Here is a 24707-nt window from a genome sequence, read left to right as displayed (position 1 = left end):
CTTATCAATATGCGCTGCTATCCGCTAATCCCTCTGCCTGCTGCATCTCTTTCGCCTCAGCAGGCACCGGACCCCGCAACCCCTCAAAAGTCATCAACATGACATAGAGTAAGCCCAGCAAGAGGTACATACCCATGAAGCCGAGCAGAGTAAACAGAACGTTGCCCGATGACACGTGAGCAGAGGAGCCTTGAGCAGTATGGAGCAGGCCAAAGATGATCCAGGGCTGACGACCCAGTTCGGCCGTAAACCAGCCAGCAGTGTTGGAGATAAAAGGGAAAGGAGTTGCCAGCATAATGATCCAGAGCATCCAGCGCGTTTCATAGAGGCGGCGCTTCCACCACCAGAGCAGGAAGCCCACACCCATAATCGCAATAAAGAAGGTGCCCAGACCAACCATAATATGATAGACGTAGTAGAGCAGGCTGATATTGTCAGGCCATTGATCGCGCGGGAAGGCGTTCAGCCCCCGCACCTCGGCGGACCAGTGGCGATAGGTCAGGAAGCTCAACACCCCCGGTACAATGATAGGGTTATCGAGCGTTTGATTATCCACGTTGGGCTGTCCCAGAATGATGATCCCCGCGCCCTGCTCCGTATTGAACAACCCTTCCATCGCCGCCAGCTTGACGGGCTGAAGGTCCGCTACCTGCCTGCCCGCCATGTCACCGCTAGGATAGAGTTGCAGCACGCTGGAAATCAGCCCCACGATGACGCCCAGCGTGAGAAAGATGCGCCCATATTCGACGTGCCGCTTTGCTAGCAGATAGTAGGCACCCAACCCGGCCATAAAGAAGCTACCAGTGATGACTGCGCCACCCATCGTGTGCATAAATTGTGGAATGATCCAGGGATTGAACAACACCTCCCAATAATTGGAGATATGCAGCCTATCGCCGACGACGGTATAGCCCACCGGATGCTGCATCCAGGCGTTTGAAGCAATGATAAAGCCACCAGAGGCCCAGGTGCCAAGCCAGACCATCACCGCCGAAAACATATGCATCTTCTGTCCAAAAATCTGTTCGCCAAACAGGAAGACGCCGAGAAAGGCCGATTCGAGGAAGAAGGCAAACGCGCCCTCCATTGCCAGCGTTTGCGCAATAATATCGCCAGCATAGGCCGAGAAGCGCGACCAGTTGGTGCCAAACTGAAACTCCATCGGAATGCCAGTCACGACGCCCATAATGAAGGTCACTGCAAACAACCTGGCCCAGAAGCGCGAGGCGGTGTTAAAGCGCTCATCCTTCGTGCGCAGATACAGCGCTTTGAGAATGACCAGCAAAAGCGCCAATCCCATTGTAAGCTGTGGAAAGAGATAATGAAAGCCAATGGTGAAGGCGAACTGTATACGCGATAAAAGCGTTGACGCATCCATATGCTACACCTCTGCAAAGGTTACTATATTATTCTGTAGATCAAACAATTGCCTATATAACCCGTTCCGCTGCAAAAGTTGCGCATGCGTGCCACGCTCGGCGATACGCCCCTCATGCAGCACGAGAATTTCATCCATCCGCTCCATTGCGACGAGCCGATGCGTGGCAAACAGCGTTGTACGACCCTGCATCAAGCTATCGAGCACATCGAGCAGGGCATGTTCGGTCAGCGGGTCCAGATTCGCCGTCACTTCATCGAGCAGCAAAATCGGCGCATCTTTGAGCAGGGCACGCGCAATCGCCAATCGTTGACGCTCTCCACCGGAAAGGCGCAGACCTTGCTCGCCGATCCACGTATCGAGGCCGCGCGGCAGTGTACGTACAAACTCGTCAAGCTGCGCCTGAACCAGCACAGCCCGCAGATCATCGTCGCTGGCCCCCGCACGAGCCAGGAGGAGATTGTTGCGCAAGGTATCGTTAAAGAGATAGGTGTCCTGCGTCACTACACCAACCAGACTGCGCAAATCATGCAAACGATAGTTACGCACGTCCTCGCCATTGAGACGCAGCATACCGCGTGTCGCATCCCAACTGCGCACAACCAGTTGCGCGAGCGTGCTTTTGCCCGATCCGCTCGGACCAACCAGCGCCACACGGCTCCGGGAGCGAATCGCCACATGAATATCGTGTAACACATCTCCATCGTCGGCAGAATACGCAAAATCGATATGGTCAAAGGACAGGCCGTAACCATCCGATGCGATCGGGCGCGGGCGTGGCTCTACAGGCTCTTCTACAGCCGGGGATGCATCGGTAATGGCAAAGAGGCGCTCTCCCGCCGCCAGCGAGTGACCGAGCATTGGTAAAGCCTGAGCGAGCGGCTGCACGGCCTCGAAGCTGGCAAGGATCAACAGGGCCAGAAAGCCGAGATAGACGCCGTTGATCGCCTGCGTACTGACCAGCACAATTGCCAGCACCAGCAGCGTCCAGAGCGCCAGGTGCATTACAAGATCATGCAGCCCCTCCTGCAATCCTGTGAGCAGGGCCAACCGGCGCTCAATCTTACTCAGAGCTGCATCAAGTTGGGCGAGTTTCTGGCTCTGCTGCTGCTCCTGTCCATAGGCCAGCAAATCCTGAATGCCCTGCAATCCCTCAACAATGCAATCCTTTTGTGCCGCGCGTAGCTCAAGCTGTCGCTTCCCCAGATGGCGCGTCAGGCGCGAGATGAGCAGAGGCACACCCAGGCCAGCCACGATCAGAAAAGCCAGCGCGACCCAGGCCAGCAGCGGGCTGAAGATTGCAAAAATGGCCCAGGTAAAGATGCAGATGATAATAGCAACAACAAAAGGAGCTACAACGCGCAGATAGAGATGCTGTAGCTCATCCACGTCGGCCACCAGACGAGCGAGGATATCGCCGCTGCGATAGGTCAGCAGATGGCCGGGTGCCAGCGGCTCCAGGCGTTGATAGACCTGCACACGTATCCGGGCAAGCAGGCGAAACGTCACATTATGCGACAGCAAGCGCTCGGCATAGCGAGAAATGGGGCGTGCCACGCCGGTAAAGCGCACGATAGTAATAGGAAGGGCCAGCAGCGCCAGGAACGGCACAATGGCAGCGGCGGCGATCAGATAGGCGGCCATACCAAGCAAACCCATGTTGCTTGCAATCATCAGGCAGCCCAGCACGATCGCCAGCAGCACCAGCCAGCGCAGAGGCAACAGCAGGCTTAGCAAACGTTGCAGTGTTTTCAGTGCTTTCATAGTATGGGCAACTCCTCCCGCTGCGACTCTATCAGACGAGCAAACGTGCTATTGCTGGCAAGGAGCGATGCCGGGGAACCACACTCGACAAGCCGCCCAGCATCGAGGACCGCCACCTGATCGGCGTTGGCGATGGTATTGTAACGATGAGCGATGATGAGCGCTGTGCGGCCAGGTAGGAGGCGCTCAAGCGAGCGGCGAAACAGCGCCTCGCTCTCTGGATCGAGATGCGAGGTTGGCTCATCGAGAATCAACAAGGGGGCATCCTTGAGAAAAGCGCGTGCCAGGGCGAGACGCTGCAACTGCCCGGCGCTCAAACGGCCCCCCTGCTCGCCTATCTCCGTCTCGAAGCCCCGGGGGAGACGCTGGATAAACTCCAACGCCCCCGCCTGTTCAGCCGCACGCTCGATCTCCTCAAAGCTGGCATTGGGGCGCGCGAGGCGAATATTTGCGGCGACACTCCCGGCAAAGAGATAGGGGCGCTGCGGCACGAGAGCGATATACTCGCGCCACTGTTCGACAGGCAACGCTGCCAGTGGCAATCCATTGACGCTGATGCTTCCACCCTGCGCACCCAGAAAGCGCAACAACAGATTGACCAGCGTGCTCTTGCCCGCGCCGCTGCGACCCACCAGCGCCGTGCAGGTGCCGGGTCGTAACATCAGCGTCACGTCTTGCAGAGCTGAAGCAGTCGCGTCGGGATAAGTATAGGAGAGATCGGTCAGCGTCAGCGTCAACGGCTGCTCAGGACGTTGTTCGGCGGTTGCGGAGCTTTGCACAGGAAGAGGTGTCTCCAATAGCTCGGCAATGCGTTGAGCCGAAGCTTTCCCTTCCATCCCGGCGTGGCGATGCGTCCCTAAATCGCGCAGAGGTCGATAAAATTCCGGGGCCAGCAGCAGCACCAGGAAGGCATCTTCAAACGAGATACCACGATTTAGCAGGCGAATACCCAGCGTCACAGCCACTAGGCCAATCGCGGCGGTCGTCATAAACTCAAGCACACCACCGGAGAGAAAGGCGATGCGCAACACCTGCATGGTTTTCGTACGAAAACCCTCGCTGATCCGGGCAATGCGCTCGCGCTCGGCCATCTCGCGACCAAATAGCTTGATGGTGGTCAATCCCTGAATCACATCAAGAAAATGGGCGCTCATACGTGACAGTGCCAGCCATTGCCGCTGCATATGTTGTTCCGCATAACTGCCAATCAGAAACATCAACAGTGGAATGATCGGGGCAGTAATCAGAAGCAGAACGGCGCTGCTCCAATCGAGCGGGAAGATGAACAGCAAGATCAGCAATGGTGCCAGCACGCTGAGATAGATCTGAGGCAGGTAACGGCTGATGTAGGGATCAAGCCGCTCGATTCCTTCGCTGGCAGTTGCCACCAGTTCGCCCGTGCGCTCTCCCTGACAAAACGCTGGCCCCAGGCGCAGCAGATGCGCAAACAGGCGTTGCCGCAGATCGACTTTCACTCGCACAGCGCCGCGACGGGCCAGCACCTCGCGCCCCCAGATCACCAAAGCACGCACCACAACGATTGCCAGCAACCAGAACAGCAGCGGCATGACCTGAGGAAGCGTCCCATGAGCCAGAAAGACGCGACCCACGATCTTGCTCAAGGAGAACATCTGAGCAATGGTGAGGGCCGTTGCGACAAGACTACAGCCGATAACCAACCAGAGCGTAGTATGTATCTGCCGTACCGAGAAAGGCAAGAGTTTTCTCTTCATAATGATGCCTTTATTTAAAAGGGCTCTGCATTTTCCGCAGAACGATAAAGAAGCTCAAACATAGATTTTTCTTTCACTTTTCTTTATCGTATCTTAGCGCAACTCAAGCTACCCCAACAACCCCTCTCGCCACCGTTCAGTAGCTCTCTGATATCACAATCTCGTCACAACGACAAACATACAAAAAGGGTGAATGAGCAGAAGCAATAACTGTTAAAGTTTCATTTTTTCCCTCTATAGGGACATAAATCGGCTTGCTATTAGCCAGAGCAAGCCTTATACTCTTCATTGAAGCGAATCGGTTGTCACCATCGAATAAAGGTGATCGGGTTCTATGGCTCATCCCCGACAAGGTCTTCGTGTTTTCTTGATCGCTGAGATTTAGCGGAAGACAGAACAGGAGGAATTGAGAGGCGAGTTGTTGGCCTCTCGTCTCAAATGATGAACCGCCTTCACAGATGCTCTCTCGCCGCAAGCTGTAATTGCTACGGAGAGTTGTAGCGGATGTAGAAGGATAGCAGGCCGATACGCTTCCGCAGTGAATCTATCCGCAACGGACACACACCTGGAGGTATTCATGTCCGTGCTGCTCACCGACGACTTCCGACTCCTGCTCCGGCTCCTGGGTCTCCAGCCCGACCAGCACGAGCACCTCATCATCGAGAGGCTGCTCAGCGAGGAGGAGTTCGTCGAGAAGGCGAAGGACACCGACTTCACCAGCCTCATCGGCTTGCCGGCGGCGGCGGCCTACCTCACCGAGATCTTCGGTCGCGAGGTGACGGCCACGCCGTACAGCCAGTCGCGGTGGACGGTCGAGCCGATGGCCAAGGGCGACACCCTCTACGTGGCTTCGTTCATGACGAGCCGCAACCAGGGTGAGCCGGGACTGCGCGAGGTCCGCGAGGCCACGAAGGACTACTTCCGGGTCTACTTCGACCCGATGGTGGTGGTCGGCATCGCCATTCCGTTCGCAGACCTGCCCTCGGACTGGTTCCTGGGCTTCTGACGCTGAGCACCATGCGCTGACAGGCAACTTCACCGCAGGAAGCAACAAGGGGCCGGTCCGCCGAGATTCTTCGGCGGGCCAGCCCCCCTTGATTATTGCCTCAAACAATTATGCTGGAATATTAATAACGCTCGTTGCGGTAGCCGCCGCCATTTGAGCGCCGATCTCTGTTGCCATAGGAACCGCGATTCCCGCCCGACTGACGCTCACGCGCCTCATTCACGGTGATGGTGCGGTTGCCAAGGAAGCTGCCGTTCAGTGATTGAATGGCCGCCTGTGCATCCTGATCGTTGCTCATTTCCACAAAGCCGAAGCCCTTGCTGCGTCCTGTCTCACGATCAACAATCACGGTCGCCTGCGTGACAGGGCCGATCTGCTCGAAAAGCTCTTGCAATTCCTGCTCATTTGTTTGATAGGGAAGACCCCCTACATATAATCGCATATATTCTGTACTCCTGTGCAAACATCTCTCTATCCATTGATGCTCGGAGAAACCATTTCCCACAGGAGCAATACAATTTCATTCAGATGTCTCATACATCCATAAAAACACACGATGTCAAGCACATTATTCCAGATTTGGCTCCTCTTTCGAGCAATTTCTCAAATGAACCATATATCTTCACTGACCAACTCCGAGCGCGTTTGGAAACCCTACATATCCTCATCGTTTGTCGTCACGGTAAGTTCGCTGGTATTGTCCTCGTCCTCAGCAACAAACACCTGCGCGGGACATGCAGCAACCGCATTTCTTACTTTTTGCAGCAGTTCCAGCGGCGGGTGTTCCTGAAGAACCTCAACGGTTCCATCAATCTCACTCTGGTCAAAGACCTGAGCACAGGCCAGGACACATGATCCGCTGGCAATACATCTATTTCTCAATGCTGTTACTCGCATCTATTTTTCTTCCCTTCCAGGTTAAAGTAAACCAGGCAAACCCTGCCCCTATCGACCTGGACCACCACGATCACTGAGAGTCGCCAGGGTCCAGATCGTTTCAACCGCATCCTACTAATCAGTGGAACGAGTCGCCGACAGGCTACGTTACAGTAATCAGGCAGCGAACCAGCCACCATCGACTGGGAGAATGGCACCGTTGATATTGCTGGCATCTTTTGATGCAAGAAAGGCAATCGCAGCAGCAATCTCTTCTGGCTGAGAGATACGCGAGGGAGCACTCGCCTGCACAAATGGCATCACTCTGGCAAGTCCGGCCTCACTTGGAGCACCGCCACCTATGCCAATCGCGGTGGCAACGCCCCGGGACAGACCGCGTTACAGCGAATACCACGCTCTCCATAGTGGAAGGCAATACTCCTGGTCAACCCCACGACACCATGTTTGGAGACGGTATAGGCGGTCCCTGCGGCTCCTCCGCGCAGACCCGCTTCCGAAGCGGTATTAACGATGCTTCCGCTGCCCTGTTCAAGAAATATGGGAATAGCCTGCCGACACGCCAGAAATGGCCCGTACAAGTTGACGGACATCACGCGCTCCCACAATTCGAGCGGGACTTCGGCGGCAGGCGTCATCAGATCCATAATACCAGCATTGTTGCAGAGGATATCCAGACGCCCATAGGTCGAGGTCGCAACGCTCAACATGGAGGTGACATCCGCATCTGAGGCGACGTTGGCTACGCACCCGGTCACTTGCGCGCCGTCCGCTTGCAGTCCCTCAACCAGCGTATGTAGCGCGGCCTCAACGACATCAACCGCAACGACGGTAGCTCCCTCTGTCAGAAAGCGCTGGACAAGCGCCCGACCGATGCCCGACGCGGCTCCAGTCACCAGTGCCACTTGCTGCTCAAAACGCATAATTTTTCGCTCCTCTCGGGAATCACAAATAGAACGAGAAAACTTGTATACTATCATCAGTTGTCATAGGTATCTCCCTGGAATTATAATGTCACTAAGTGACAAAAGTCAATGAGAGAAGAAGGAAAGTGACTGACACAGTGTCTTTGCAGCAAGAAGTACTACAGATGGGTTTGAGAGAACGAAAGAAACGGCTGGTACAGGCGACGATTGAAGAGACCGCGCTCCGGCTCTTTCAACAACATGGATATGATCAGACATCAATTCAGGATATCGCCGACGTGGTGATGATGTCGCCGCGCACCTTTTTTCGCTACTTTGCGTCCAAAGAGGATATTCTCTTCGCACCAACACAAGCGCTCATGAACGATGGGATTCGTTATATTCAGAGCATGCCGCCAACGGAGAAACCGTTGCCAGCGCTCACAGCAACCTTTCTCTACATAGCGAGCCAGTATGAGAAGCGGAAAGACACTTTTATGATTCGCTATCAGGTGGCGAAGGAGACGCCGCAGCTTGCCTCGATGTATCTCTATTCGTTGGTATCGATGGAATCGGCCATCTGCGACGCACTCTGTTCGCGTCTGGAAACCGCCACGAATCGGCAAGATATGCACTTCCTGGTTGCTATCTGCATGGCGGCCCTGCGTGTGGCTTTTGAGATATGGTTAGAGCAAGAAGCAAGAGGAGATATCGTCGCTCTGGTGCGTGAAAATCTGGAGCGTCTATCGTCTCTTGCTTAGGAGCCACGCGGATATATGACCATGCACTCAAGAGAGACGCATTTTCTTTTGTCGATTGCAAGCTTGCTCAACTCAATGGAATAACCGAGCGATATTTGCCACCGGGTGACTGCTGCGGTGGTTCCTCTGCACGCTCAAGCGTGATGTAGCCAACCCTGTACTCGGTGAGAAGGCGCGTCACCTCAGTCCTCACCTGTTGCCACACCTGGTCAGGGTCTGCACCTGTTGCAAATCGCAGACGCAGGCGCAGACTGGTGGGTGTGGTCTGCACGATCTGGAACAACTCGATTCCTGATAGACCATCAATCAGAGAACCGAACACTAATGGCGCGATGCTCACCTGCTCGCCGCCTTTCGTGGGGAAGGTGAGTACATCAGCGACGCGGCCCTGGACGCGGATCGCGGGCAGCGGGTTGCCACATGGACAGGGATCAGGCCGCTGGAAAATGCTATCGCCCAGGTCATAGCGTAGAATCGGCTGCACCCGGTTGGCGAGGTTCGAGACCAGCACGGTGTGCGACTGTGTCCCCGACGGGACGGGCCGATAGTCAGCATCCACTGGCTCGAACACGACCCAATCACTGTTGACATGATACCACCCGTGCTCGCAGCACGAGCACATGAAAGAGCATTCCGTTGCGGCATAGGCGGTGCTGACCTTCGCATGAAACGCTCTGGCAACCCGATCATATTCGCTTGCGGGGAGCGCCTCAGCACCAGCTTGCACCAGAACCGGATTGATGTGCAGGCGGCCAGCTTCCTGCTCCCTGGTCAGCAACACAATCTGACTTGCGTAGCCGAAGAGGATGGCCGGGCGAAACTGGTTGAGCTGGGCTACCAGTTCCGGCAAGGGGGTGCGTACGGAGAAGAACCGACCCATTTTGCGGTACAGTACACTGTCCTTAGACGCCCGGGTGCTCCCGGCAGCACCGAGAAAGTGGCCGGAAGTAGCGATCACCAGAGCCATGCGTGCGCCATTTGCGAGCAGCCCAATGAGATCGCTAGCTCCTAGCTGGGCGGCCTCGCGCGGACTGAGAGCATATTGCACAGCGTTGGTCCACTCATCATGCAGGAAGATCCCACGTCTCCCGCTGGTGCCCGAGGTGGTCGCCACCAGATACTTCCCCAGGAACCGCTCTCCAATCAGGTCTGGATTGTCAACGAACTCGCTCACCTGCTCAATGCTCACCTCACGGTCAGTGACCCAGTCGTCGAAGTGGGGCATCAGGATCTTCTTGCTGGTGACGGGCAACAGCGCAGGGTCTTCGATCCGCTCTGGCAGATCCTGATAGAGCTTGCGATAGTAAGGGGAATTGGCACGTGCATAGGCCACTATCTCTGCCAGACGCGTACGCTGCCGCTGCATGATCGCCTCCAGACCTTGCTTTTTAGCGAGACTAGCATCAAAGAATAATGACCAGGAGGAAATATGATTTGAGGTACGAGTATGTGACATCTTGAACAATCTCCTTAAAACAAGTGCTCATCATGACAAGAATTTGTCAGGTTTACCGTAAACGATAGAGGATAAGAGGCGATCCACCCTATCTTTCCTCTCCCTTAATGTGTATCTCCTGCCTGTCCACGTGCCAGTCTCATTTCGAGAACATGTTCCCTCGTAGCAGTAAAGATCTGGCGAAAGACCCCCTTGCCCGCCTCGCTGTTGCCTCCATCTTCTGGCAAAAGCCAACGATCCATCATGCTGGCAAGTGCCTCCATGACCACAGAAAACGGGGGAAACTGCTCAGGTGATTTAAAGTCTCCTATCGTCAACTGCCCATACGACACCGTTTCGAGGAGATGCGCCGTAACCTTCGGGTCAAGATCCTGGCGAACTACTCCTACCGTCTGAAGTGCATGGATCAAATCGACAGTGATCGAACCCGCATCCTCCCAGACAAACGGGTTGCCTGGCTTTCGCAAATAATTGCCAAGTACGCGTCGATCTCGTCGCATGATGGAGGCCATCAGGGGACGACTGTTGACAGCACGAAAGATAGCCCGGTAGAATCCTCCTATGGTACCGCCGCGTGGGTCGGCTTCGAGAGCTTCCAAACACGTCTGGCTATATTGCATCCATTCCCAGTACAGCAGAGCTTCCAGGAGTTCCTCCTTTCCCTTGAAATAGAGGTAAACCGTTCCTCGACTGACTCCTGCTTCATCAGCGATATCGCTCATCGTAGTCTTGTCATATCCTTGACGGATAATGACGGTTGCTGCTGCACGGAGAATCTGCTCCTGGCGTTCGTCATTATCGGACATTAGCTTCTTCCTATCATTTTGCATTGAACACATTAAACAATTTTTGATAACTTGTTCAGTATAGCAAAAAAAGTGATCCGGGTCAAGGCGTATTGTGGAATCTGCCAGATATCGAGGAGAGAGTACCGGGCAGGTCGATCTCTCATCTGCCCGGCGACATGCGATAGAAGAGTTTTTTTGTGGATTGACTTAAAATGTGAAGCTGGTTGCGCCATATGGTTCGGTACAGCCGAGCGCAAACATGGTTTTGGGGGTGACGGCATAGACGATATATGGTGGTGGTCCCGCACTTGGTGCGCTGTATTCGGCGGTGAGGGATGTTCCGTCGTCGCTCACGGTCGCGGGCCAGCCCTCATCCTGGTACATTTTGGCGACGCGGGCCAACTGCTCCGGGTCGGTCACTCTCGCTGCCGTGCCTTCCACAACGATATCGAAATCCTGCGTGGCGACGGTGATAACGCACTGTGGGGTGTGTGCGAGGTTCTTCGCCTTGCGGGTGTTGGCTCCGGTGCTGAAGTACAGAACACCATCCATCCAATTAACTCCCAGCGGCATCACGTGTGGCCGACCATCGGGACATACCGTTGCCAGCCAGCAGGTATGTCGATCAGGTCCGCCTGTTCCCGGAACCTGCGTCAATCCACGTTCCAGGCGCTCACGTATCTTCGCCCAGGGGATAAGCGGCGCACCATAGCCGTCAAGATTGCGCTCGCTCTCTGGCTCTCTGTTTGTCGTTGCCATGCTTGCCCTCCTTTGCTCAGCAATATCACAGAAGAAGAAAAAGTTTCTTCCAGTCTACACCTCACTACAGGAAAAACTTCTCTGATCTTGCTTTCTTCTCAGCACTATCAACCATGTGCCATCTCTGCGCAAGTTAACTAGCTTTAACGACAGAGCATATTACACCAATATTCATCAAAGGCCGGGCCATCAATTCTTGTGACAACCCGTGTGCGGCTTCCATCACTGGCTGGGATTTCATACAAAAAGCTGTCTCGTACCTCAAATCTGAGAGGAACTGTCTTTATCTCGACACCTTCATGCCAGTCCAGAGCAATTGCACAGGCAAGAGGATCATGGAGGAAATTGAGTGAGCAACTTTTGCCCTCACACATGGTTCTGTCTCACCTTTGGTGAAGCATGAGCTTATCTGAGGAAAGTGAATGCTTCTGTGAGCACAAACTACACTCCTTTTCCCTTCTGACAAAAACGTTTTCACCAAAGGTGAGACAATTCCAGTATTCGAATCATTTACCACTGCAAGACCTCCTTTTGTTTTAGTCCTCAACCCGCGTTCCGATGGTCTTTGGACTCGGATGAATAGTAACGATCCTCAATATCTCCGAGCCTGTCTGCCTGAACTTGTGAGGTACGTTAGCTGGCCCGATCAGGACGTTTCCAGCAGTGACTTCTACCGTGCTCTCCCCTACTGTAAAGATGGCCTGACCCTCCAAGATGATAAAGATCTCATCATAGGGATGGAAGTGGAGCTTGGGACCTTCATCAGGAGGGAGTTGCATCCAGAAAAATGAAATGGGAATGCCTTCATAGTTCTTTCCTTGAAATAGATAGCCATGCTCAAGCTGCTCTTTAACAATGATGGTTGCCATGGACTTCCTTTCCTTTCGCTGTCAAATGGTGTCGAAAGCAAGCAGGTCGGTGTGCTGCCTTTTCATATTACCCATATTTTTCTCTTAACAGCTGTTGTTGAGTGCGCATCCGATATGCTGATGCATGAGGGACACCTTTCAGTCTAGCAACCAGAGATGACAGAAACGTGAATTTTTCCCACGCTTTTGTCATCCATCTGTCATATCACATCCGATTGCCAGGGGATCAAACCCGTTCGGGTCTTGTTCCCTGCCAGGGCAGGGCACTTACGACCATCACTTATGCTTGCTTTACAGATTGTGCCTGTTTATCCACCTTCTCCTGTTTGAGCGCGATTGGACGCAGAAAACGCTGAATGATGAACCATTCGGCGAAGACAAGTGGCACGATCCAGGAAATCCAGGCTGCACTGGTATAGACCGGCGTTGAGGTGACATCGCCGTGCAGGGTATGGGTCTTGGCTAAGTAGGCCACACCCAGTCCCAGCCAGATGCGCAAGAAGATCGCAGCGCTTGTCAGTGCATAGTTGCGGATCATCCAGATGCGATGCAATTGTATATGCCCCTGACGAATGGCCATATACGCCTGTACAATGCTATAGAACCAGATGCTAGCTAGCAGCAGAAAACCTACCTGAGCGACAAAACCAGCGGTCGAGACAATTGCAGAATAAGCTGCCATGATACTGCCGATGATAATGCAGGCCACATAGATACGTCCGGTAATGCGGTGAACGGCAGGAAAGCGTGTGCGAAAGCGAGGCAAGAACTGAAATGGACCGACGAGCAGCGCAATGCCTCCCGTGATAGCATGCAAGGCCAGCACTGTAAAGTGGAGCGGCGCAACGGGATTCAGGGGAATACGGCTTACAGCTGCGTCAAAGGTCACATATGGTGCGGCAAAGAACAGGGCGATAGCGATAGCAAACAGGGTCAGCAGCCCCCAGGCAATCGCGCCACCGCGTGGAAACAGTGCAGATTTGTTGTGCGTCGTCATTGTTTTCTCCTCGTTCATAATAAAAGCAACAGTTCTTTTATTGAAAGTGAGTAGTCACTATCATTAGTGTAAAAAAAAGAACAGATTAATCGAGAAACTTTCTTGCCCATTCTTCATCAGCGGCAATCTCAGGAAGGCGCATGGCGGCAGCTACGGTGAGCAACATGCCCTGCGCATAGAAATGAACGGCATCAGCGGTACTCACACCGGGCATCCCTTCTACCTTCGTAAACGTTTCGGCACTGACGCGGCGCATGACCTCGCGAATCTCCTCATCCTCGCAGGCCGCGTAGCCCTGGAGCAGGAGCAGCATCAACTCACGATTATCGAGCAAAACATGATAGCCGTGAGCCATAGCGGAGAGTGGGTTCTCTGGATTTTGATGTCCAAAATCGATCATACCCCGCTGGAGACGCTCATGCATCCGTTCGATAGCGGCAATAAAGAGCGCCTTCTTGGTTGGAAAGAGGCGAAAAAGGTTCGGATGCGAGATGCCAGCGCGTTCAGCAATCGTCACTGTCGAGGCTCCATGAAAGCCCTTTTCGCTAAACTCGCTCATGGCGGCGGCCAGAATCTCCTCTCGCCTCTCTTGAGCTGCCATTCTCGGTTGTCTACTCACTGATTTCGTCATGTTTGATAGTGTACACTCACTATCAATAAAAGTCAAGCGTTTGCATTATCTGCCAGGGCTTTCCAATTCTCCCATCTAGCAGGAGTGCAGAGGGCGGCAGCCCTTTGCCGGGGTGCGGGGTGTCCCCGCAAAAACCTTTTTTCTTCTCTTTTGCGCGCCGCCTGCGGCGGCGCGCGAAGGAGGGAAGGAAGCTGGGGACGCCCCAGGCCCCGGCAGGGAGACCCCTGCACCCCTTTGAGCGGAGAACTGGAAAGCCCTGATTATCTGCCCTCAATCTTGCCCTCTAACGCTTCGCTCAATGCAAGTTCTGTTTTCCCATATCTAAGCATCTGCTAATTTCGGCCATTCTCTGTGCCTCATCTTTTGTAGAGAGAGGTCTGTACAAGCAAGAAATCGCTCATTGGCCTGCTCCCTTTCGCGGTGGTTGCTGAAAGAGATTTTTTGCTAATCGTTGAATTTGCGGTTCGTTCTTCCAACGTTCGGATGTTTTCCAGTAGATATCGAAAGCTTCGCTATAGCGTTTCTGGCTACCAAGCGAGAAAGCCATGTGTGTTCCTTCGGTCAAAAGCTCGACATAACGATGAAGATCACTGATACCACATGCGGCATCGGCTTGATGGATGATTGATTCTGCGGCCGTACGATCCGCAAGAGGGTGCAAAGCAAGACTATGTGTAAAAGCATCATATGCCTTTTGCGCATAGTGACGATCTGGATAGTATTTTGCTAAATCCAGATACATTCTTCCCTCCCCTTGATAAATTTCTGACCTTCCATAATCCGCATACAGCACGCTTGGATCTAACTCTGGATGATCGGGAAAATATTCATGTGCTAACTCTATCGCGTTCAAAGCAGATTTCTCTTGTTTACTTTGCGCGTACGCACTAGAAATTCCTATATAAATCTTCCCATGTAAAATAGATTTTTCATCACCAAGCACCTTTAATGCTTCTAAAAAATAGGTTGTTGCTTTTTCAGGCTGAATTATACAACAGGTATAGGTGTAGGCAAGATATATCAATGCGGCGGCATGTAAGCGTTTATTTCCTGATATCTGCCCATATTTCACTGCTTCATGACAATACATTTCTCTTGCAAAGAGATTCAATTTATTATGCATTGCCAAAATAGCCTGAAGAATTTTCGCTTCTGTAGCAAGCTCCGCAAGCACTTCCAGATGACATGAACGCTGTTGCATCAATGTGATTAGAGAAGGAACATAAACCGCAAGCATTTCTTCTGCTACTGGCAATCCCTTTCCTTTTAGCAAATGCCAGCACGCTTTTAAAGCACCCGAACATTGCAAAGCAAACTCTTCAACAGGGATAGATAATGAAGAGTCTGTTGTGATAGCAAATGTCGGTGAAAGAACTGTAGTTCCTGCTGTTGCCAGGAGCTTGAATAACAGTTGGCGTTTCTCAACATCCGCATGCTGGCTATCATTATCCTTACTCATCTGTTCCCGCATAGTCTCTTCTAGTAGAAAAGCAAGAAGTTTATTTACTTCATTTGGAACTACTTGATAGGATGATGACAATAGAGAAACAGCAGAAACGTTCTGTCTTTGCTCCTCTTGCTTGCTCGTATTTTCTATTATATCACCTGGTACTGTATCCGTTTGTGTTTTCTCAAGGAAACCTAATTCTTCAGCGCTCTTGCCAAAAAGCTTACATAGCTGGGCTTGAAAATGACGATTCGGTCTATGCGCTCCACTTTCCCAACGACAAACAACCTGCTCAGTTGTTCCAATATACGATGCTACGACTTGTTGTGACCATCCCCGCATTTCGCGTTCATAGCGTATTGCTACGTTCGGTTGCTTTCCCTGCTCTTTCATAGAATAAAAACCTTAACTGTGCCATTCACACTACTATCTCGTCTGTCATAGAATAACATGCCATTATCCGTTTTGCAAGCTTTTGGCAATGAAATAACATTCTTTTGTTCATGGTATACGGTTATATTTTAATCAAGTGAAAATGCTTCATACTATCCGTAGAAATGATGGGAGATGTATATGATGGATTCACAAGAGATAATGATGCACACTGCCCTTGAGGGGCCATTTTTGTCGCTGACATTGACAGATCTGGAGGCGCTGGCAGAGATGATTCGGATATTTCTGGCGGCGATGCGACAAAAGCCGTTGCCCAAATCAGCGAGCGATATCGCGCTCTGTCAGGAGGCATTTGACCGGTTAGAGCAGTTGCAACAACGGCTAACATCGCTGGAAATGGCACAGGCCCTCGCGCTCAGGCTTGAGGATCTCCAATCGCTTGAGGGAGCGCTGATGCTCTTTTCAATCTTTCTCTGTCTGGAAGTGCCACCATCGGAGAAGCGCGCAACGACGCTAGAGGCACTCTGGCAAATGCGAGAACAGCTAGTACGACTGCGCCATGATCGCTACCGCCTCAACTAAAACGCGACAAGCGCAAGCATAGGCGACAAGCGCAAGCATAGGCGACAAGCGCACGCAAGGCATTGTCGCACGACAAGCGCAAGGCATTGTCGCTACTTGAGACGCCCGGGCTAATGTGGCATACTCGCATTAGTGAGAATGTGTCAATAGCGAAAGGATCTTCATTAATGGCTGATGAAAAGCATGTGCCGCTGCTGGGGCACCGCGCAGTCGTCACCGGAGCCGGTCGCGGCATTGGTCGTTGTATTGCTCTCGCCCTGGCCGATGCGGGCGCTGATGTTGGGGTGACGGCTCGCTCAGAGGCCGAACTGGAACAGGTTGTTAGTGAGATCGAGGCCAGAGGTCGGCGCGGCCTCGCGGTTGCGTGCGATGTCACCGATTCCCAACAGGTACAGACGATGGCGACAACGCTGCTCAGCGGGCTGAACAGCATCGATATTCTGATCAATAACGCTGGCAACGCTGGCAGCCACAAGTTTCTCAACCATCCCGACGAGTTGTGGCACCGCATGCTTGCCATCAACTTGACCAGCGTTTATTACGTCTGCAAAGCGTTTGTGCCAACGCTTGTAGAGCAGCGTCAGGGGCGCATCATCACAATTGCCTCGATTGCCTCGCGCGTGGGGGAGCGCTATATCGCCGCCTATACCGCCTCCAAACATGGCGTGCTGGGTCTGACCCGTGCCCTCGCCGCCGAAATGCTCCCCTATAACGTTACGGTCAACGCCATCTGTCCCGGCTACGTCGATACACCTATGACCGATCAGAGCGTCCAGAACATTATCGCGCGTACCGGCATGACGCAAGAGAAGGCGCGAGCGGCGCTGGAGAACACAAGTCCACAGCACCGCCTGATCAAGCCGGAAGAGGTGGCGGCAATGGCCGTCTATTTGTCCCTCGATATCAGTAAAGGCATTACCGGACAGGCGATCAATATCGATGGAGGCGGCCTCATGTCCTGATTCGCATTCCCATTCCCTAAAAAGATGAACTCATGCGCCTCCAGGTTTTCTTGCCCATGCAGTTAATCCGAAAGAGATACTGGTAAAATTCTCTTTCTGGAAGTCGATCAACATCTGGTTATAACACTGATCGTATTCTTCCTCGGTTACATCTGCGTGTTGCAAGACGAAGGGTTTGAGGAGCGCATACGCCGCCTCTGAATTTCTGAATGTGGAATAATGCAAAGGCGCTGAGTACGAACAGTCCACATAAAAAGCTCTGCCCTGAACCTCCTGAAAGCCCGCCTCTCGCAAGAGTCTGGGGAGCATATACGCAACACCTAGCGAGCGGCCATCGGAGGAGTAGGTTCTTTTCAGCTTTGCGAGTGCCTGGCAAAAATACGCCAGGATATCCTGGCATGCTTTACTGTTGGAGATGCCATTTTCGCTCTCGGTCAGGCGAATGACCCCTCCTGGTCTCAAGATACGCCAGCACTCAGCCAGCAATTTCGGCCAGGTCTCCATATCCATGAAGCCAACAAACAAACGACCGTTGACCAGATCGAAGGAGTGATCCTGGAAGGTAAGCGGCTGTCTGGCATCCATGACTTCAAACGTGACATTCTGGAGGTTTCTGACTCTGGCCTGAGCAAAATTATAGTTGATGGTGCTCTCGCTGATATCCACTCCAACGACCTGCATTTCTGGAAACTCGAAAGCAACATCAATGGCCCATCCCGCAGGCCCACAGGCAATATCGAGGACTCGGGTGATACCATTAAGATCGATTTCAGGAAATAGTCCTCCTATCGCCTGCGTATACAACTTATCCTGTAAAATAAGGCGGCCCAGCTCGATACTTTCATCTTTAATTACATAGGTATTTTCATCCTCGGGCGGCATGAGAGAATCCTTTCTGACCACACAGTGCTGTATATCTTTTCATTTAGTATAGCAGAGACCGGATCTCCTGTGAACAATTTACATATTATCAGTAAAAGTTCATGTTTTGCGAAGAGGAGAAACCGGGGCGAGGTAGGGATGCACAAAACATCGATGTTTAACCATACATGTAGCTTGCATCCTTGCTCGCCAATAGCTATACTTAACGATATTTGATTTAGATATTACAAACGAGAGAAGACCATGCCAGAAGAGGAGAATGCTCAGCACTTTGACCCTGTCCCTCACAATTGGTACGAGAGCACATCCAGAGCTACACCGCTCCTGTTGCCGAAACTGCAACCGCCGCGTCTGCGCTCCTCGCTCGTCCATCGCAACCGCTTATACCGGTTGCTCGATGGCGGATTGGAGCGCAAGCTCACGCTGATCTCTGCTCCCGCTGGCTTTGGCAAAACAACGCTGGTCGGCCAGTGGTTGTCCGAACGAAACACGTTCCCGGTCGCCTGGCTCTCGCTCGACGAGGGAGACAATGATCCCGTTCGCTTCTGGCGCTATCTCATCACCGCCTGCCAGACGATGCAACCCGATCTGGGGCGAGCCTCGCTTGGGCAGTTACTCCCCCTGCAACAATTCTCTTTTGAGCGTCCCACGCTCGACATCGCGCTCGCCACCTTCCTCAACGAATTGACGACGCTGACCACCAACCGGCTGCTGATCCTGGAAGATTACCACATTATCACCTCGCAACGTATTCACACCACGATGGTTCAGTTCATCGATCATCTCCCGCCAACGCTGCATCTGATTGTGATGACGCGCAATGCCGCACCGCTGTCCCTGGCACGCTGGCGCACACAGGACGAACTGAATGAACTAGACGCCGCCGACCTGCGCTTCTCACCGGAAGAGGCGACCTCGTTCCTGGAGCGCGCAATGCCAATCCAACCCACACGCGAGATCGTGGCTGACCTGACCGCGCACACCGAGGGATGGATAGCCGGGCTGCGGCTGGTGACGCTCGCATTGCATGGACGGCGGACCCAATCAGAGATTGAACAGTTTCTCACCACCTTCGGCGGTACGCAACGCCACATTCTGGACTATCTCGTCACCGAGGTTCTCATGTCCCAGCCGGAGCCGCTGCAACAGTTTCTCCTTCAGACAACAATGCTGGAACGGCTCACCGGCCCCCTCTGCGATGCCATAACGGGCAGGAACGATAGCGCACTCGTCCTGGAACAGGTCGGCCGGGCTAACCTCTTTCTTGTACCCCTCGATGAAACGCGCCAATGGTATCGCTATCACGCCTTGTTTGCCGAGGCCATGCAGCATGAAGCCCGCCGCCGCCTGGGGACAGAACAGATAGCCGCCTGCTACAACAAAGCCTGCCGCTGGTTCGAGCAACAGGGCATGCTCAACGAAGCGGTGGAGGCAGCCCTCGCCGCACGCGAATTTGGGCAGGCGATCTCGCTGATCGCGCGCCTCCTCACACCGCAGCACTTCACCGAACATCAAGAATACTACACGTTGCGGCGCTGGTTCGAGCAAATTCCCGACGACATCCTGCAAACCGTCCCGGATTTCTGCTTTGTCTATGCCATCCTGCTACAGTTTCGCCCCGACCAATTAGATATGCAGATGTCGCCACACTTTGAAGAGCTACTTCAGATGGCACAACGAAACTGGCAGACAGAGAATAACAGACCAAAGCTGGGCGGTCTCTTCGCACTACGTGCCATCGCTCTCTGGCGTCAAGGAAACAATAGCGAACAGGCGTTAATGTTCGCCCGACAAGCGCTGCAATGCTTACCGCAGGAAGATGCGCTGTGGAGAAGCGTCTGCCTGGGCATCGTTGGCGGCAGCGAGTTGCAAGCCGGGCAGTTCTCCACAGCACTGCAAACGCTTCAGGAGGCAACCGAACTCTGTGCAGCGACCGAGAACGACCATGCGCAGCGGGCCACCATGCTGATGCTCGGCGATGTCCACGCAGGCCAGGGACGGCTGCATCACGCGGCAGAACTCTATCGGCACGTACACATAATGGCAGAGAAAGATCCGCTGGATAAGGGCAAAGCACAACAGCGCGCAGCAACACTACTCTATGAATGGAACGATCTGGAAACAGCCGAGCGAGAGGCAGAGACCGCACTCGCTCTGAGCAGGCAGATGGCAGACAAAGAACTTGAGAGCTGGACCCTGCTGCTCCTCGCTCGTATCCACTATGCAGCGAAACAACCAGGTTACGAGGAACCATTGCATCAACTGCTTGACTGGCCCCACAAGACGCCACGCTTCGAGGGCGATATCCGCGCCCTACAGACTCGCCTGCAATTGATGGATGGCGATCTGGCCTCTGTGCGACGCTGGCTGACCACCCGACACGATGACGCGCTCTCTGCCGCCGAACAGGAACGCGACGCGCTGGTTGTGGCGCGGCTGCTGATCCAACAGGGCGAGGTGGAGGAAGCGCTTCGCTTGCTTATACGCTGGCAACAGGCCGCATACGAGGCTGGTCGGCTCCGCAACGTGCTGGAGATCCAGATGCTCACAGCACAGGCCCATTTCGCCGCAAAACAGGTGCAACGAGCGAGACAGACGCTCAAAGATGTCCTTACGCGCGCCCACACCGAGGGCTATCAGCGCCTCTTTCTGGACGAAGGAGAGGCGATGGCAGCACTGTTGCGCGTGACGCTGCCCGATATTACCGACGATGCCATCTGCCTGTATGTGCGTACGCTGCTCCTCGCCTTTGCGCAGGAACTACCCGCACAGATCGTTGTGCCAGTTTCGCATCCTTCGCTTCCCGCCGTCCTGAGCGAACCATTGAGTCCACAAGAACTGCGTGTGCTGCGTCTATTAGCGGTGGGGCGCTCGAATCCTGAAATAGCCCGCGAGCTGGTTGTCTCCATTAATACCGTGAAAGTGCAGGTGAAAAGCATCTATCGCAAGCTTAACGTGACAAACCGCGTCGAAGCGAGCCAGGTTGCCCATCATTTACGCCTCCTCGCCTAGTCCCCTGATACCTCCCTCTCTCGTGCTACCAGCTTAATCACCTGATCGGGTGATGCGGCTTTACCCAATTGTCCTTTATCATTTCACTGTATAAAACCCCTGCATTCTTGCATGGAGTACTTCACAGAAGGACACACATCACAGACGACGGAAAGAGACAGAGATGACACAACAACATGATATATATAAAGAACGCGTTCCGGTCATCATTGTTGGTGGCAGTCTGGTTGGCCTATCTATGTCCATTTTTCTTGCCTGGCATGGCGTGCGAACGCTCGTTGTGGAGCGACACGCAGGCATCTCGCCGCACCCGCGCGCCGCAGGCTTCAATGCCCGAACGCTAGAGATATACCGCTCGGTTGGCCTCGAAGAGAGTATAAGAGCCGCTGAACCGCCTTCCGTACAAAACGGCGGGGTTATGAAAGCCGAAACGCTGGTGAGCGATACATTTGAGTGGTATGCCTCAAACGTGTCGGAGGCTGTTGGCGCGATCAGTCCCGTGCGAGGCAGCGTGATTCCCCAGATGTTGCTTGAGCCAGTGCTACAACAGCGCGCCCAGGAGTCGGGGGCCGAGATCTGTTTCAACACCGAGTTCGTCGCACTTGAGCAGGACAGCGATGGGGTGAGCGTCGTGCTGCGTGATCGTCTCACGGGAGGCCAGCGCACTGTCCAGGCACACTACCTGATCGGCGCAGATGGCTATAAGAGCACGATTCGACAGGCGCTTGACATCCCAGCACACGGTCCCGGCACGATCTCGCACCACCTGAGCATTCTCTTTCAGGCTGATGTACGCGAGGCGTTGCGAGGACGCAAGATCGCCCTCTGCATGATAGAAAATGCCGCAGTGCAGGGTATGATGGGGTTTGGGCCGGACGAGCAATCGGGCCTGCTCTTTGCGCTCTACCATCCCCAAAAGGATGAGGCGCTCCCACAAGAAAAAGCGTGTGGGGTCGAACTGGTCCGGGCCGCAATTGGCATCCCCGATCTTCCAGTTGAGATCATCAGCATGTTGCCCTGGGAACTGGCGGCCCATCTTGCAGACCACTTTCAGCAGCGGCGATGCTTTCTGGTTGGCGATGCGGCGCACGTTATGCCTCCTGTGGGCGGGTTTGGAGCCAATACGGGCATTCAGGATGCACATAACCTGGCCTGGAAGCTGGCCTACGTCTTGAAGGGGCTGGCTGGACCCGAACTGCTCACCTCCTATGAAGCCGAACGACGACCGGTGGCACAATGGACGACGGAACAGGCCACCGCGCGCTATGCCGAACGCCTGCCTTCCCTCCACCTGGATCTGTTTGCCGCGCCGATCGTCGATCACCAGACGGTTGTGCTGGGCTACCGATATCATTCGAGAGCAATCATGGCAGAAGATGATCACGGTCTCTATGAAAACCCCGGCCATCCGAGCGGGCAACCCGGCACACGTGCCCCTCACGTCGTACTCAAGCGGGGCCAGGAGCAACTCTCCACGCTCGACCTGTTCGGTAGAGATTTCGTCCTTCTCACAGGCAAAGAAGGTGAGTCGTGGTGTAGCGCGGCGGCAACTGTAGCAAAGCAAACGGGCATCGATCTAGAGATCCATCAAATTGGCAACAACCTGCTCCCTGAAGATCAACGCTGGCATCAGGCTTATGGCGTCACCGCGACAGGTGCGGTGATCATACGGCCCGATGGCTTCATCGCCTGGCGAGCGAAAACAGCGATGGCAACGCCAGAACACATATTGAAGCAAGTGTTCTCACAAATACTTGCTCATGATTTTTAATCTCTCCTGTCGTCGTCGCGCGATTTATCGTGTATCTCACACATATACAACAAGATATTCAATATAGGAGATTAAATTCAATGGAAAAACCGAATAGAAAAGCAATGATTAAAAGCCTTGCCATCAGTATTCTGATCAATGGCGTGCTTCCATTTATCATCTATACACTTTTGACAACCTATGCACATGTCTCGGATCTGGTGGCGCTGCTGGCAACGGGCGTGCCGTCGCTGATCGATAGCATCGTTGGCATTATTCGTCACAGGCGCATCGATTTTCTGGCTGGCATCGTGCTGTTTGGCATCGTCGTCTCGCTGATCTTCATCAGTCTGGGCGGCAGCGCGCGCCTCTACCTGATTCGCGAATCGTTTCTGACAGGAGCGTATGGCGTGGCCTGCGTGGTGAGCCTGTTCTTCCCCAAACCTATCGGATTCTATACCGGACGCTACTTTGTGGCTGGCAACGACCCGAAGCGCATTGAAGGGTTTAACGCGATGTGGCAGTATCCACAGTTTCGCACCATGATCCGTATGCAAACGACTTTCTGGGGCGTGGGGACAATTCTCGAAGCTGTGCTGCGCGGCTATATGGCCTTCACCATGCCCATTCCACAATTCCTGGCCGTCTCCCCCATTGTGAACTGGGGCATCATTGGAGCAATTATTGTCGTATCTATCTTCTATATGCGTGGATGGAAGCGAAAATATGACGGTACGATGGGACCGCAGGAGAAAAGCGAGCAAACGGCATAAGCGACGAGAGAGGGTGAGGCAAGAGAGCCTCGCCCTCTCAAAAGCTATTCTGGAATTCTGGTCACATTAATCAGCATGCGGCCTTGCTGCGTGTAGGGTTGATCGATGGCGTCGCCATAGTGCTCGTCCACCCACACGCGCAAGTGTTGGATGGAGGTGGCGAACAGGTCGTCAGGCACGACCAGCGTGCTTGTCCAAATGCGCTGCTCTACCCCTTCAAAGATCTTGCGAGGTGTAGTCTGAAATTCCCATGTCACCACATCTGTTTGCACTGTCTCCAGACCATGTTGTTGCAACCAGGCCGTCACCTCATCGTCGCCTGTCCCGGGAACATCCGTATTTCCACCAAGTTCCTGCACGATCTGGCACCAGCGGTTTCTGACATCGCGTAATCCGGGTTTCCATTGTTCGAGCCAGTTCTCAGTCCAACAACGAACCAGTACACCGCCCGGACGCACCACACGAAGCAGCTCCTCAAGCGCCTTCTGCCAATCAACGATCAGATGAAATACATGGACCGCCACCAGTGCATCAAAGGACTGATCTGTGAATGGCAGGTCTGTCGCATCGGCCATCACGATTCGCAAGCGGCCCTGCGACTCCTGATGGAGAAAGCGCTGTACATCCGAAATATGCGGATGATGCGCGCTTTCTTCGTCGGGCAGGCTTCCCCAGGCTAGTTCCTCTTTCTGCCAGCTCACCTCATCCAGCTTGCCCACAAGTTGCTCTACCATCTTCTCAGAAACATCGATACCTGTATACTGTCTGCCTTGCGCCGCCAGTGGGAGCGCAAAGCGTCCCGTACCCACGCCGATCTCTAAAAAGCGCGCCTGAGCGTTCCCCCCCGAAGCCTGATCGATCTGTTGCAGCATCCGCTGGGCGACCTCTTCCGAATGGCCCCGCGTTGCATCATAGCGATGCGCCACCCGATCGAATAAAACCGACGACATAGAGCCTATCCTTTC

23 protein-coding genes are annotated in these 24707 nt (G+C 53.8%); 7 read left to right on the top strand and 16 right to left on the bottom strand.

Annotated features, from left to right (window positions below; translation table 11 throughout):
- Positions 1 to 4: 4 nt before the first annotated feature.
- Genes K3T83_RS54810 through cydD form a run of 3 tightly spaced genes read right to left on the bottom strand, consistent with a single transcriptional unit; the run spans position 5 to position 4875 of the window.
- Positions 5 to 1378 (bottom strand): cytochrome ubiquinol oxidase subunit I, encoded by a 1374-nt coding sequence (locus tag K3T83_RS54810; RefSeq protein ID WP_220211579.1) that lies wholly within the window; start codon positions 1376 to 1378, stop codon positions 5 to 7.
- 3 nt (positions 1379 to 1381) lie between these two features.
- On the bottom strand, positions 1382 to 3142 hold the full coding sequence (gene cydC, locus K3T83_RS54805) for a thiol reductant ABC exporter subunit CydC (RefSeq protein WP_220211578.1): 1761 nt from the start codon (positions 3140 to 3142) through the stop codon (positions 1382 to 1384).
- A complete protein-coding gene (gene cydD / locus K3T83_RS54800; protein WP_220211577.1) occupies positions 3139 to 4875 on the bottom strand; it encodes a thiol reductant ABC exporter subunit CydD in 1737 nt (578 codons plus the stop codon). Before cydD ends, cydC begins: the two co-directional genes overlap by 4 nt.
- A gap of 577 nt (positions 4876 to 5452) precedes the next feature.
- Here cydD and K3T83_RS54795 point away from each other — a divergent pair.
- Positions 5453 to 5881, top strand: a complete 429-nt coding sequence (locus tag K3T83_RS54795; protein ID WP_220211576.1) for a hypothetical protein — start codon at positions 5453 to 5455, stop codon at positions 5879 to 5881.
- Between the two features lie 121 nt (positions 5882 to 6002).
- Here K3T83_RS54795 and rbp read toward each other — a convergent pair whose 3' ends face one another.
- The 4 genes from rbp to K3T83_RS54775 all read right to left on the bottom strand — a co-directional run bounded on the left by rbp (position 6003) and on the right by K3T83_RS54775 (position 7698).
- Complete coding sequence (gene rbp, locus K3T83_RS54790) at positions 6003 to 6323, bottom strand: RNA-binding regulator (RefSeq protein ID WP_220211575.1); 321 nt, start codon at positions 6321 to 6323, stop codon at positions 6003 to 6005.
- A gap of 212 nt (positions 6324 to 6535) precedes the next feature.
- On the bottom strand, positions 6536 to 6778 hold the full coding sequence (locus K3T83_RS54785) for a ferredoxin (RefSeq protein ID WP_220211574.1): 243 nt from the start codon (positions 6776 to 6778) through the stop codon (positions 6536 to 6538).
- Between the two features lie 156 nt (positions 6779 to 6934).
- Positions 6935 to 7078, bottom strand: coding sequence for an SDR family oxidoreductase (locus K3T83_RS57565; RefSeq protein WP_268963627.1), 144 nt, complete (start codon positions 7076 to 7078; stop codon positions 6935 to 6937).
- Between the two features lie 38 nt (positions 7079 to 7116).
- Positions 7117 to 7698 carry an SDR family NAD(P)-dependent oxidoreductase gene (locus tag K3T83_RS54775; RefSeq protein WP_220211572.1) on the bottom strand — a complete coding sequence of 194 codons (582 nt, stop codon included), beginning with the start codon at positions 7696 to 7698 and terminating at the stop codon, positions 7117 to 7119.
- Positions 7699 to 7865: 167 nt separating this feature from the next.
- Here K3T83_RS54775 and K3T83_RS54770 point away from each other — a divergent pair, with 167 nt between their 5' ends.
- Positions 7866 to 8441: a TetR family transcriptional regulator gene (locus tag K3T83_RS54770; protein WP_220211571.1), complete on the top strand. Its 576-nt coding sequence runs from the start codon at positions 7866 to 7868 to the stop codon at positions 8439 to 8441.
- A 67-nt stretch (positions 8442 to 8508) separates the two neighbouring features.
- Here K3T83_RS54770 and K3T83_RS54765 read toward each other — a convergent pair whose 3' ends face one another.
- From K3T83_RS54765 to K3T83_RS54735, 7 genes are all read right to left on the bottom strand, one after another.
- On the bottom strand, positions 8509 to 9897 hold the full coding sequence (locus tag K3T83_RS54765) for a phenylacetate--CoA ligase family protein (RefSeq protein WP_220211570.1): 1389 nt from the start codon (positions 9895 to 9897) through the stop codon (positions 8509 to 8511).
- Between the two features lie 104 nt (positions 9898 to 10001).
- Positions 10002 to 10703: a TetR/AcrR family transcriptional regulator gene (locus K3T83_RS54760; protein ID WP_220211569.1), complete on the bottom strand. Its 702-nt coding sequence runs from the start codon at positions 10701 to 10703 to the stop codon at positions 10002 to 10004.
- A 189-nt stretch (positions 10704 to 10892) separates the two neighbouring features.
- A complete protein-coding gene (locus K3T83_RS54755) occupies positions 10893 to 11444 on the bottom strand; it encodes a pyridoxamine 5'-phosphate oxidase family protein (protein WP_220211568.1) in 552 nt (183 codons plus the stop codon).
- 536 nt (positions 11445 to 11980) lie between these two features.
- Complete coding sequence (locus tag K3T83_RS54750; protein WP_220211567.1) at positions 11981 to 12313, bottom strand: cupin domain-containing protein; 333 nt, start codon at positions 12311 to 12313, stop codon at positions 11981 to 11983.
- A 280-nt stretch (positions 12314 to 12593) separates the two neighbouring features.
- Positions 12594 to 13310, bottom strand: coding sequence for a DUF2306 domain-containing protein (locus K3T83_RS54745; protein ID WP_220211566.1), 717 nt, complete (start codon positions 13308 to 13310; stop codon positions 12594 to 12596).
- Positions 13311 to 13395: 85 nt separating this feature from the next.
- Positions 13396 to 13911: a TetR/AcrR family transcriptional regulator gene (locus K3T83_RS54740; RefSeq protein ID WP_220211565.1), complete on the bottom strand. Its 516-nt coding sequence runs from the start codon at positions 13909 to 13911 to the stop codon at positions 13396 to 13398.
- 427 nt (positions 13912 to 14338) lie between these two features.
- Positions 14339 to 15781, bottom strand: coding sequence for a helix-turn-helix transcriptional regulator (locus tag K3T83_RS54735; protein WP_220211564.1), 1443 nt, complete (start codon positions 15779 to 15781; stop codon positions 14339 to 14341).
- Between the two features lie 180 nt (positions 15782 to 15961).
- Between K3T83_RS54735 and K3T83_RS54730 the strand changes: the two genes are divergently transcribed.
- A complete protein-coding gene (locus K3T83_RS54730) occupies positions 15962 to 16363 on the top strand; it encodes a hypothetical protein (RefSeq protein ID WP_220211563.1) in 402 nt (133 codons plus the stop codon).
- Positions 16364 to 16530: 167 nt separating this feature from the next.
- Entirely contained in the window at positions 16531 to 17325 is a 795-nt protein-coding gene (locus tag K3T83_RS54725; protein WP_220211562.1) for an SDR family NAD(P)-dependent oxidoreductase, read from the top strand.
- Between the two features lie 30 nt (positions 17326 to 17355).
- On the opposite strand, the gene K3T83_RS54720 is transcribed toward K3T83_RS54725, so the two are convergent.
- Positions 17356 to 18207 (bottom strand): class I SAM-dependent methyltransferase, encoded by an 852-nt coding sequence (locus K3T83_RS54720; protein WP_220211561.1) that lies wholly within the window; start codon positions 18205 to 18207, stop codon positions 17356 to 17358.
- Between the two features lie 243 nt (positions 18208 to 18450).
- Between K3T83_RS54720 and K3T83_RS54715 the strand changes: the two genes are divergently transcribed.
- From K3T83_RS54715 to K3T83_RS54705, 3 genes are all read left to right on the top strand, one after another.
- Positions 18451 to 21219, top strand: coding sequence for a winged helix-turn-helix domain-containing protein (locus tag K3T83_RS54715; RefSeq protein WP_220211560.1), 2769 nt, complete (start codon positions 18451 to 18453; stop codon positions 21217 to 21219).
- A 163-nt stretch (positions 21220 to 21382) separates the two neighbouring features.
- The gene (locus K3T83_RS54710) at positions 21383 to 22990 is read left to right on the top strand and encodes an FAD-dependent monooxygenase (RefSeq protein ID WP_220211559.1); all 1608 of its coding nucleotides are present in this window, start codon (positions 21383 to 21385) and stop codon (positions 22988 to 22990) included.
- An 80-nt stretch (positions 22991 to 23070) separates the two neighbouring features.
- Positions 23071 to 23742 (top strand): VC0807 family protein, encoded by a 672-nt coding sequence (locus K3T83_RS54705; protein WP_220211558.1) that lies wholly within the window; start codon positions 23071 to 23073, stop codon positions 23740 to 23742.
- 44 nt (positions 23743 to 23786) lie between these two features.
- On the opposite strand, the gene K3T83_RS54700 is transcribed toward K3T83_RS54705, so the two are convergent.
- Positions 23787 to 24692: a class I SAM-dependent methyltransferase gene (locus K3T83_RS54700; protein WP_220211557.1), complete on the bottom strand. Its 906-nt coding sequence runs from the start codon at positions 24690 to 24692 to the stop codon at positions 23787 to 23789.
- Positions 24693 to 24707 lie beyond the last annotated feature (15 nt).

This window comes from Reticulibacter mediterranei, assembly GCF_016587455.1.
The sequence above is the reverse complement of the archived record's forward strand: the minus strand, read 5'-3'. Positions and strand labels throughout refer to the sequence as shown.